Consider the following 10085-nt stretch of genomic DNA (forward strand, 5'->3'; position numbering starts at 1 on the left):
ATGCCAGCTTAACTTACTGACATTGCTCGTTTGAGAGGGTTTTTCTTACAGAATCTCTTTCAGCGCGGCGATAAGCTTATCCATCTGCTCATCCGTGCCGACGGTGATACGCAGGTAATTATCAATGCGCGGCAGCTTGAAATAGCGGATAAAGATACCCTTTTCACGCAGGGCGGCGAAGATATCCGGCGCTTTCTTCTCCGGGTGGGTGACAAACAGGAAGTTTGTCAGCGACGGCAGCACGGTAAAGCCGAGCGCCCGCAGCGCCTCCGCCGAGCGGTCGCGGGTGGTGCTGACCTTACGGCAGGTCTGCTGGAAATAATCCTCGTCGCGGATGGATGCCTCACCGACAGCGAGTGCGATGGCGTCCATCGTGTACGAGTTGTACGAGTTTTTAACCGCTTCGAGCGTGGAAATCAGCGTCTCCGAGCCGAGCGCGTAGCCGATGCGCATGCCCGCGAGCGAGCGCGACTTGCTGGTCGTCTGCACGATGAGCAGGTTTTCGTACTTGCCGAGCAGCGGAACCGCGCTCTGCGCGCCGAAGTCCACATACGCCTCGTCGATGATGACAACGCAGTCCTGATTGTGCTGCAGCAGGTCCTCGAGGAACTCGAGCGTTACGCCGCGTCCGGTCGGCGCGTTCGGGTTCGGCAGGACGATACCGCCGTTCGGCCTGTCGTAATCACGCACATTGACGCAGAAATCCTCGTCGAGCGGCATGTTTTCGTACGGAATGCGGAACAGATCGCACCAGACCGGATAGAACGAGTAGGTGATGTCCGGGTAGAGGATGGGCTTGTCCGAGCAGAAGAACGACTGGAACGCCAGCGCGAGCACATCATCCGAGCCGTTGCCGAGGAATACCTGCGACGGCTGCAGGTCAAACCGCTCTGCGATAGCGGTTTTGAGTGCTTTTGCGTTCGCATCCGGATAAATTGCGAGTTTTGCGGCGTCAAACGTGCGCAGAACCTCGGTCACGCCCGGAGCGGGCGGGTACGGGTTCTCGTTGGCGTTCAGCTTGATGATATCGGCGGTTTTCGGCTGCTCGCCCGGCACATACGGGTCGATCTTGCGCAGCTTATCGAGAAAAGGCTTGTCCATAGGGAGACCTCCTGTGTTCGTTTTCTTTGATGGGGATAGTTTATCATAATAAAGCGATAAAGTCAAGAGGGTTTGTCGATAACGAAAATTTATGATATAATTCATAACATATGAACGATAATCGTAGGGCGCGACGACTCGGCGCGCCGCATTGAACGGTATGCAGATGGTTTACAACGGCGTGCCGAGGTCATCCTCCAGAGGACCATCTCTTGCCCTGCAGGCAATTCACCTTGTCACGCCCTACGAAAAAATGGTTAAGGTGAAATTATGTACCAACCTTTAGCAGACAAAATCCGTCCGAAGACTTTGGACGATGTGGTCGGGCAGCGGCATCTACTGGGCGAAAACGGCCTTTTGCGCCGCGTTATTGAAAGCGGCAGCATCCCGAACCTGATATTTTACGGGCCGTCCGGCGTGGGAAAGACCACGGTCGCGTCCATCATCGCGCAGCAGACCGACCGTAAGCTGTACCACCTGAACGCCACCACGGCGGGCATTGCCGACATCAAGGCGATCATTGACGAGCTGGACACCTTCCTTGCGCCGAACGGTGCGCTTGTGTACCTTGATGAGATCCAGTATTTCAACAAAAAGCAGCAGCAGAGCCTGCTGGAGTTCATCGAAACCGGCAAGATCACGCTCATCGCATCCACGACGGAAAACCCGTATTTTTACATCTACAACGCGATTTTAAGCCGCTGCACGGTATTCGAGTTCAAGCCGGTCGAGGCTGCCGATATGCGCCGGGCAGTGGAACGTGCGTTGAAACTTGCGATGGGCGAGGACGCAAAGCCGGTCGAGGACGGCGTGGCGGATTACATCGCGCAGGCGGTCGGCGGCGACGTGCGCAAGGCGCTGGGCGCGGTCGAGCTGCTCGTCTCCGGTGCGGGGGCGGACGGCATCACGCTCGCGGACGCGCAGCAGGCGGCGCAGCGCTCGAATATGCGCTACGACCGCGACGGCGACAGCCATTACGACATCCTCTCGGCGCTGCAGAAGTCCGTGCGCGGCTCGGACCCGGACGCCGCCCTGCATTATCTCGCGCGGCTGCTCGAGGCGGGCGATATGATCTCCGCGGCGCGGCGCATGCTCGTTATTGCAAGCGAGGATATCGGTTTGGCGTACCCGCAGTGCGCCGCCATCGTCAAGGCGTGCGTGGACAGCGCGTTCCAGCTGGGATTGCCCGAGGCGCGGATTCCGCTTGCGGAGGCGATCATTTTGATGGCGACCGTGCCCAAGTCCAACAGCGCCATCAATGGTATTGATGCCGCCATTGCCGACATTCGGGCGGGCAGGGCAGGCGATATTCCGGCGCACCTCAAGGATACGCATTACGGCGGCGCAAAGAAATTAGGCCGCGGGTTGACGTATCAGTATCCGCATATGTATCCTAATCACTGGGTGCAGCAGGAGTATCTGCCCGAGGAGCTGCGCGGCGCACAATACTACGAATACGGCCCGAATAAGACCGAACAGGCCGCGAAAGCGTACTGGGATAGAGTGAAAAATCAGAAATAATGGAAAATGGAGAATGAACGTGACGGTTTCATTCTCCATTTTTTTGCTGTTCACTCGAAAACGGTTTTAACCGGCTTTTTATCGCACCCAACCGGCGTATAGGTCCACGCATCAATATGTCCGCCCGTGATGAAATACCGTGGCGGTGTCGGTGCGTCATACGGTGAGAGAACGTCGATGATGGTCAGCTTTACCTTCATACGCTGCGGCAGGATGGACTTGATGTACACGGATACCGCCATGCCGGGATGAAGATCCGCACGCGGCTCCGCAAGGCCGGACAGGTTGGGCGTAAGCTCGATGAACACGCCGTACGGCTCGATGGAGCGGACAACGCCGCGCACGGTCTCACCGACGGAGAACAGCGCCGCGTTCTGCGCCCAGGTGCCGAGCAGCTCGCGGTGGGTGAGTGAAATTCGCCGGTTTTCCGGCTCCACGGTGCGGACAGCGGCTAAAATGGACTGCCCGACGGTCAATCGGTCGCTCGGGTGGCAGATGCGCGACACGGACAGATTTTCGATGCCGATGAGCGATGGCACGCCGCAGCCTGCGTCCACGAATGCGCCGAACGGCTCCAGATGCGTTACACGCGCCGGAATCACGTCACCCGGACGGAGGGAATCAAGCATCCGGTCCTGCGCCTTCTGCTGAACGATGGTGCGCGACAGCCACGCCGTGGGCGGGTCCGTGCTCTCGTCGATATCGGTGACGACGAAGCAGGTGGGCTTGCCTACACGCGACAGGATGGCAATCTCGCGCGTGTCGCCTTGCTCGATGCCGAGCGCGCAGGACACGCGCGGCAGGATGCCCTGCGCGATGCCGAGGTCGAACAGCAGGTCGTGCGCGGCGGTGCACCGCTGTGCGACGGCTTCCAGAATACGTCCCTCGTCCTGCGCCTGCCGCAGTGCGCCGAGCGTTGAAAATGCCTGCCGAACCGCAGGCTGTACCATGTAGCTGCCCTCGGGCAGATAGGATTCGCTTGTTTTCATATGCAGCCGAGCCTCCTTTGGGGTCTGCCTTACTATATGATGTGCGGTGACGGATTAGCACCGAATTGTCCGTATCGGCATAGATTGTAACCAGAATCTATGGATAAGGGGCTGATTGGAATGGCCAATTCGGCAAATATTTCGCTGTCGGCGCTGCGGGACGGACAGCAGGCGCGGGTCGCAGCGCTGCATCTCAGCGGCGGCATGCGGCGGCGCGTGCAGGATTTAGGGTTAGTGCCGGGCACGCGCGTAACCTGTGTGCGGCGTGCGCTCTCGGGCGACCCAATCGCGTACTGGATACGCGGCGCGGTGGTTGCCCTGCGTAAATGCGATGCCGCTCAAATCGAGGTGCAGCCATGAGGCGCACCGTGGCGTTGGCGGGCAACCCGAACGTCGGCAAATCGACCGTGTTCAACGCCCTGACCGGCAGCCGTCAGCACACCGGCAACTGGAGCGGAAAAACAGTCGCGTGCGCCGAGGGCAGGCTGCGCGGCGGCGGTCTGACGCTGACCGACCTGCCGGGTACTTATTCGCTGCGGGCGCACTCGGAGGAGGAGCGTGCCGCGCGGGAATTTCTGGTTTCGGGTCAGGCGTGCGCGGTGGTGCTCGTGGCGGACGCGGGCTGTCTGGAGCGCAGCCTCATCCTTGCTTTGCAGGTGCTGGAGGTGCAGAAAAACGCCGTTCTATGCCTGAATCTCATGGATGAAGCCGCGAAAAAGGGCATTGAGATTGATGCTGCCGCGCTCGAGCGGGAGCTTGGCATACCGGTGATACCGTGCGCCGCACGGCAGGGAAAGGGGCTGCACGAGCTCGAAGCCGCGATACGCCGAGCGGCGGCAGGCGAAAATGAAACGCACCCGACCGCCATCCGCTATCCGGCGATGGACGAGGATTTGACGGAGGAACAGAGGGACGATATTGCAACCGCAGCGGCGGCACTCCGCGCGGAGGAGATCGCGCTGACGTGCGTCAGACAGCCGGAATGCGCCTGCGCGCGGGATGACCGAGCGGACGATGTGATCCTCAGCCGGAGGTTCGGCGTGCCGCTCATGCTTTTGCTGCTCGCAGGCGTGTTTTACCTCACCTTATTCGGCGCAAACGTGCCGAGCGAGTGGCTGAGCACGCATCTTCTGGCACTCGGCACGCCGTTTGCGGGTGCGCTTGCGAAGCTGGGACTGCCGCCGTTTTTCGTCTCGATGCTGACCGACGGGTTATGGCGCGTACTGGCAACTGTTGTCTCGGTCATGCTGCCGCCGATGGCGATTTTCTTCCCGCTGTTCACGCTGCTCGAGGACGCAGGCTACCTGCCGCGCGTGGCATTTCAGCTTGACCACGCCTTCCAGTGCGCGAGAGCGAGCGGCAAGCAGAGCCTGACCATGTGCATGGGCTTCGGGTGCAACGCCTGCGGCGTGACAGGCTGCCGCATCATCGACTCGCCGCGGGAGCGGCTGATTGCCATCCTCACCAACAGCTTTGCGCCGTGCAACGGACGGTTTCCGCTGCTCATTTTTCTGTGCTCGGTGTTTTTCGCGGGCAGCGCGGCAGGCGGCGCGCTGCTGCTGACCGGCGTCATCGCGGCAAGTGTTGGCTTGACGCTGCTCGTGTCGCGCATTCTCTCGGCAACGGTTTTGCGCGGAGAGGCGGTGTCGTTTGCGCTCGAGCTGCCGCCGTACCGCATGCCGCAGATCGGGCGCGTTATCGTGCGCAGCGTGCGCGACCGGACGCTGTTCGTCCTTGCGAGAGCCGCCGCCGTGGCGGCTCCGGCGGGCGTGCTCATCTGGCTGCTTGCCAATGTGCAGATAGGGAATACAGCTATCCTGTCGCACATCACGGCATTTTTAGACCCGGCAGCGCGGGTGTTCGGGATAGACGGCGTGATTCTGCTTGCGTTCATCCTCGGCTTTCCGGCGAACGAGCTGGTCATGCCGCTCATCGTGATGGGCTACCTCTCGTCCGGCACGATTGCCTCCGGCGTGGACTTTGCCTCCTTCCGCGCGCTGCTGCTGGCAAACGGCTGGACGGTGCAGACCGCGCTCTGCACACTGGTGCTCACCGTGGCGCACGCACCGTGCTCGACAACCTGCCTTACCATCCTGCAGGAGACGCGCAGCGCAAAGTGGACACTGGCGGCGGTGCTGATTCCTGCGGGAGTCGGGCTTGCACTTTGCATATTGATACACTGCATGCTTGCTTCGGCAGGCTGAAAAGCAGGAAAAAAGTGCGTTTTTTTTTTTTTTAGGGTAAAACGTGTGAAATGTTAAAAAATCTGCATTTTCAAAACAAAATAGCTTGCATAAACCTGTAAAGAATGTTATCATACTAATGGATTATTTTAGCGTTATCCCTGCCGGTTTTCTGCCCTGCAGACCTCGGCTTTTATGCATGCAGATGCATGCAGGAACACGATTTGTTTTTTGCGGCCTGTGATCGATCAATCACGGTATCTATTGCTTGACCGGCAGGAGGTTTTAGCACGAATGAAAGAGAAAAGCACGATTCTGATCGTAGATGATTCCGAGCTGAATCGCACGATCTTAGCCGATATTCTTGGTGATGAATACAATTTTATCGAGGCGGAAAACGGCGCACGCGCGATCGAGCTGCTGCGGACGCACACCGATATCGACCTTATTCTGCTGGATATGGTCATGCCGGAGATGAACGGCTTTGACGTGCTGACCGCGATGAACAACAACCGCCAGATCGAGGATATCCCGGTGGTGATGATCTCGGCGGAGAACGGCATCGAGCACATCGAGCGCGCGTATGACCTCGGCGTTACCGACTATATCAGCCGCCCGTTCGACCGCATGGTCGTGCACCGCCGCGTGGTCAACGCGCTGATACTGGCCGCCAAGCAGAAGCGGCTGATGCGGCTTGCCGCCGAGCAGATTTACGAAAAAGAAAAGATCAGCGACCTGATGATCAATATCTTCAGCCATATTGTCGAGTTCCGCAACGGCGAGAGCGGCCCGCATGTGCTGCACATCCGCACCATCACCGAGGTGCTGCTGAGCCGTCTGGTGCAGAAGACCGACCGCTATTCGCTGACGCAGGAGGATATTCAGCTGATCTCGAGTGCGTCCGCGCTGCACGATATCGGCAAGGTCAGTATTCCGGATGAGATCATCAACAAGCCCGGCAAGCTGACAAAGGAAGAGTTCGAGATCATGAAGTCGCACACGACGGTCGGCGCGGATATCCTGCACGACCTGCCGTTCTCGAATGAGGAGCCGCTGCTCAAGACCGCGTATGAGATCGCGCGCTGGCATCACGAGCGCTACGACGGCCGCGGCTATCCGGACGGCCTGACCGGCGAGGAGATCCCGATCGCGGCGCAGGTCGTTTCGGTTGCCGATGTGTACGACGCGCTGACAAGCGTGCGCTGCTACAAGTCCGCGTATGACCACGAGACCGCCCTGCGGATGATCGTAAACGGCGAGTGCGGCACGTTCAATCCGCTGCTGCTCGAGTGCCTGCTCGATGCGTCGCTGCAGATCAGGGAGCGTCTGCGCGAGGCCAACGAGGGATATATGCACAGCACGGCGCACACGCAGCAGCTTCGGCCGAAATGATGCTCAAACGGGCGACGCCGCAGGTCGGGCGCTCGATTCAGGCGCTCGAGACCGAGCGTATCAAGACCGACTTCTTTGCCAAGCAGTCCTGCGGCATCAGTTCGACTATGATGCGGCAACGCGCACCATCTCTGTGACGGACCACACGGATACGCTGCCGTTTGGCAGCCGTCTGTATGATGCGGCGGATACGGAAAAATTCACGATCTTCAGCAAGGATGACCTTCACCGCCTGGAAAACGCGCTGTATGTTACCACGCGGGATGCTCCGGATGTCAGCATGCCGATCACCCTGCGGTTTCCGGAGAACGGCTGGGAACACGAGTACATGCTCGCGGCCCGTGCGCTCTGGTCGAGTGACGCCAAGCCGCGGTATCTCGGCGCTGTCGGTCAGTTCCGCGAGATGCAGACCGATATCATGCTGCCGGAAATGGCGCTGCCGGATTCCGGCGCTGTCACCGGCAGGCAGCTTGCGGCTTCAATGGAGGGCATGAGCCGTATTTTTGATGTGGTGCGGCTGGTTGATCCGCAAAGGGGCGAAATCCTGCAGCTGAATGCGGACGGCACGTTCTCGGACCGCGTCCTGCCGTGCTCTCCGGTGTGGAATCACGGAAAAAGATGCAGCAGATGCATTTCCTGCCGCTGCATGGAGGACAAGACGCGCATGAGCAAGCTGGAGCTTACCGACGAGTGCGCGTATCAGCTGATTTCGCGCTATCTGGTCGTGGACGGACGCGAGTGCGTGCTCGAGCTGGGCAGCAGACTCAGCGACAGCGTTTGGGTGACGAGCGGCGGACGGCAGTTCCGTCTGGATGCCTCGCACGGAGAGGATTTTTATCTGGATCCGGTGACGGGCGCGTATGGGCGCCGCTACCTCGAGGATCAGCAGCTCGAGCTGGAAAAGGCGGAGGCACTGGCGGTGATCGACATTGACAACTTTAAGGAGATCAACGACGAATACGGCCACCTTGCGGGCGACGCGGTGCTGCGGCACGTTGCGAATGTCATTCTCGCGCGCGTCAACACAGCGGACACACTCGTCCGCTACGGCGGCGATGAATTTGTGCTGCTGCTGTCGCATATCCCGGCGGAGAAATTCCGTTCGACACTCGAGCGCATTCGGGGAGCCGTGTACACAACTGAAATACCGCAGTACGAGAATATCCACCCGACCGTCAGCATCGGCGGTGTGTATCAGGCGCATCCGCTGCTCGAGGCCATCCGCCGGGCGGACAAGCTGATGTACTGGGCAAAGCAAAAGCGCAACGACGTACAGACCTGAGGAGGAGTACATACATGAATCTGGAAGAGTTTTACGCACAGATCGGCGGCGATTATGCGGACACGCTGCAGCGCCTGTGCAATGAGAACATGGTGAAAAAGTTCGTGAAGATGTATCAGGACGACCCGACCTGCGCCGACCTGCACAACGCGGCCCTGCAGCAGGACTGGGAGGCTGCCTTCCGCGGTGCGCATACCCTCAAGGGCGTAGCGCAGAACCTTGGCTTTGAGCGGCTGTATCAGGTCAGCGCTGTGCTGACCGAGGCCATGAGAGGCAATAAGCCGCTCGAGGACAGGAGCCTGCTCGACGCTGTGGAGCAGCAGGATGCCGCAATCCGCAGAGCGATTTCGGAGCTGGAGTAAAAGCAAAGGACGAACCGTTGGTTCGTCCTTTTTTCTTGACTTTACCGGATAAAGTGGGTATCCTGAACTTAAGGTAATACCACATAATTGCACAAGAGCGATTTGCGTAAAGCGCCGCGGCAGCGCGACCGGAGCCTGCGCAAGGAGCCGCAGCTTTAATTATGTGGTATTGCCTCAAGTAAAGGAGGAAAAACCCATGCAGGTATTGGAAAACGAACGCTTTCGCGTGGAAATTAACGAATTCGGTGCCGAGCTGACCCGCTTTACGAGCAAAAAGGACGGCACGGAGTACGTCTGGAAGGGCGATCCGGCGGCATGGAAACGCCATGCGCCCATTCTGTTCCCAATCGTGGGACGGCTCAAGGATAAGACCTATACGGTGGACGGTAAGCCGTATGAGATCACGCAGCACGGCTTCGGGCGCGATCTGGAGTGGCAGGCACAGAAAATCAGCGGCACCTGTGCGGAATTCACGCTCACGCCGAGCGAGTACACGAAAAAGATGTATCCGTGGGATTTTATCTGCACCGTGCGCTATACACTGGACGGAAATGCGCTGAAAAAGGAGCATATCGTCAAGAATACGAGCGATTCCGTGATGTATTACGAGGTTGGCGGCCATGACGCCTACACGCTCTGCTGGGAGGACGGCGAGAAGATAACCGACTACTATGTGGAGTTTGAGGGCACGGATGCGCTCAGCCGCATTGTAACCGACGAGAACGTCATGCTGACCGCCGACCGCGTTTCCGTTCCGCTGACCGACGGCAGACTGCCGATTTCCCGCGAGCTGTTTGCAAACGATGCGGTCATGACCGAGGGTCTGCCGTTCCGCACGGCGACCATTGCCAGCAGCAAAAATCACCGCCGTGTGACGATGGACTTCACCGACTTCGACTATTTTGCAGTGTGGAGCCCGTACAAGGATTTCGAGGTGCCGTTCGTCTGCCTCGAGCCGTGGAGCACCCTGCCGGACGGCAATCACCTTGACCATGCCATTGAGCATAAGCAGGGCATCCGCAAGCTGAATCCAAACGAGAGCGAAACCCTGACGTTCACCACCATCATCGACGAGTAATGCACAGCCTGTGCATAAAAGAGGACTGCGTTTGCAGTCCTCTGAGGCTGCTCGAAAACTATCGTTTTTCGAGCAGCCTCTCGATCGAAACCACGCTTTCGATCGAATTCCGAAGAAAAAACGCGCCTTGCAGGCACATTTTTTCTTCCCTTGTATAAATTCCGAGATACATGCTCT

General features: G+C 58.9%; 10 protein-coding genes. 8 read left to right on the top strand and 2 right to left on the bottom strand.

The features are described 5' to 3' along the window. Window positions 1–45: 45 nt before the first annotated feature. Entirely contained in the window at window positions 46–1101 is a 1056-nt protein-coding gene (gene hisC / locus DXB00_RS13805; protein ID WP_119215053.1) for a histidinol-phosphate transaminase, read from the bottom strand. A 270-nt stretch (window positions 1102–1371) separates the two neighbouring features. Here hisC and DXB00_RS13810 point away from each other — a divergent pair, with 270 nt between their 5' ends. After that, complete coding sequence (locus tag DXB00_RS13810; RefSeq protein ID WP_199697303.1) at window positions 1372–2622, top strand: replication-associated recombination protein A; 1251 nt, start codon at window positions 1372–1374, stop codon at window positions 2620–2622. Between the two features lie 50 nt (window positions 2623–2672). Here DXB00_RS13810 and DXB00_RS13815 read toward each other — a convergent pair whose 3' ends face one another. Further along, window positions 2673–3611, bottom strand: a complete 939-nt coding sequence (locus DXB00_RS13815; RefSeq protein ID WP_119215055.1) for a S1 RNA-binding domain-containing protein — start codon at window positions 3609–3611, stop codon at window positions 2673–2675. A gap of 120 nt (window positions 3612–3731) precedes the next feature. Between DXB00_RS13815 and DXB00_RS13820 the strand changes: the two genes are divergently transcribed. From DXB00_RS13820 to DXB00_RS13845, 7 genes are all read left to right on the top strand, one after another. Beyond that, window positions 3732–3971 carry a FeoA family protein gene (locus tag DXB00_RS13820; protein ID WP_119215056.1) on the top strand — a complete coding sequence of 80 codons (240 nt, stop codon included), beginning with the start codon at window positions 3732–3734 and terminating at the stop codon, window positions 3969–3971. Next, on the top strand, window positions 3968–5815 hold the full coding sequence (feoB, locus tag DXB00_RS13825; protein WP_119215057.1) for a ferrous iron transport protein B: 1848 nt from the start codon (window positions 3968–3970) through the stop codon (window positions 5813–5815). Before DXB00_RS13820 ends, feoB begins: the two co-directional genes overlap by 4 nt. Before the next feature lie 273 nt (window positions 5816–6088). Next, complete coding sequence (locus tag DXB00_RS13830) at window positions 6089–7186, top strand: HD-GYP domain-containing protein (protein WP_119215058.1); 1098 nt, start codon at window positions 6089–6091, stop codon at window positions 7184–7186. After that, window positions 7183–7323 (top strand): hypothetical protein, encoded by a 141-nt coding sequence (locus tag DXB00_RS16485; protein WP_158581328.1) that lies wholly within the window; start codon window positions 7183–7185, stop codon window positions 7321–7323. Before DXB00_RS13830 ends, DXB00_RS16485 begins: the two co-directional genes overlap by 4 nt. Then, window positions 7320–8468, top strand: a complete 1149-nt coding sequence (locus DXB00_RS13835) for a GGDEF domain-containing protein (RefSeq protein ID WP_158581329.1) — start codon at window positions 7320–7322, stop codon at window positions 8466–8468. The genes DXB00_RS16485 and DXB00_RS13835 overlap by 4 nt, the downstream gene beginning before the upstream one ends. Before the next feature lie 14 nt (window positions 8469–8482). Next, a complete protein-coding gene (locus DXB00_RS13840) occupies window positions 8483–8830 on the top strand; it encodes an Hpt domain-containing protein (RefSeq protein WP_118478452.1) in 348 nt (115 codons plus the stop codon). A gap of 196 nt (window positions 8831–9026) precedes the next feature. Beyond that, window positions 9027–9908: an aldose 1-epimerase family protein gene (locus tag DXB00_RS13845; protein ID WP_119215060.1), complete on the top strand. Its 882-nt coding sequence runs from the start codon at window positions 9027–9029 to the stop codon at window positions 9906–9908. The last annotated feature ends 177 nt before the right edge of the window (window positions 9909–10085 follow it).

This window comes from Butyricicoccus sp. OF10-2 (assembly GCF_003481925.1).
In the GTDB taxonomy this organism is placed as follows: domain Bacteria; phylum Bacillota; class Clostridia; order Oscillospirales; family Butyricicoccaceae; genus Agathobaculum; species Agathobaculum butyriciproducens.

Excerpts from the sequence above, each read along its gene's own strand:
- DXB00_RS13830 (WP_119215058.1), top strand. The coding sequence starts at position 6,089 with ATGAAAGAGAAAAGCACGATTCTGATCGTAGATGATTCCGAGCTGAAT.
- DXB00_RS13840 (WP_118478452.1), top strand. The coding sequence starts at position 8,483 with ATGAATCTGGAAGAGTTTTACGCACAGATCGGCGGCGATTATGCGGAC.
- DXB00_RS13810 (WP_199697303.1), top strand. The coding sequence starts at position 1,372 with ATGTACCAACCTTTAGCAGACAAAATCCGTCCGAAGACTTTGGACGAT.
- DXB00_RS13815 (WP_119215055.1), bottom strand. The coding sequence starts at position 3,611 with ATGAAAACAAGCGAATCCTATCTGCCCGAGGGCAGCTACATGGTACAG.
- feoB (WP_119215057.1), top strand. The coding sequence starts at position 3,968 with ATGAGGCGCACCGTGGCGTTGGCGGGCAACCCGAACGTCGGCAAATCG.
- DXB00_RS13820 (WP_119215056.1), top strand. The coding sequence starts at position 3,732 with ATGGCCAATTCGGCAAATATTTCGCTGTCGGCGCTGCGGGACGGACAG.
- DXB00_RS16485 (WP_158581328.1), top strand. The coding sequence starts at position 7,183 with ATGATGCTCAAACGGGCGACGCCGCAGGTCGGGCGCTCGATTCAGGCG.
- DXB00_RS13845 (WP_119215060.1), top strand. The coding sequence starts at position 9,027 with ATGCAGGTATTGGAAAACGAACGCTTTCGCGTGGAAATTAACGAATTC.
- hisC (WP_119215053.1), bottom strand. The coding sequence starts at position 1,101 with ATGGACAAGCCTTTTCTCGATAAGCTGCGCAAGATCGACCCGTATGTG.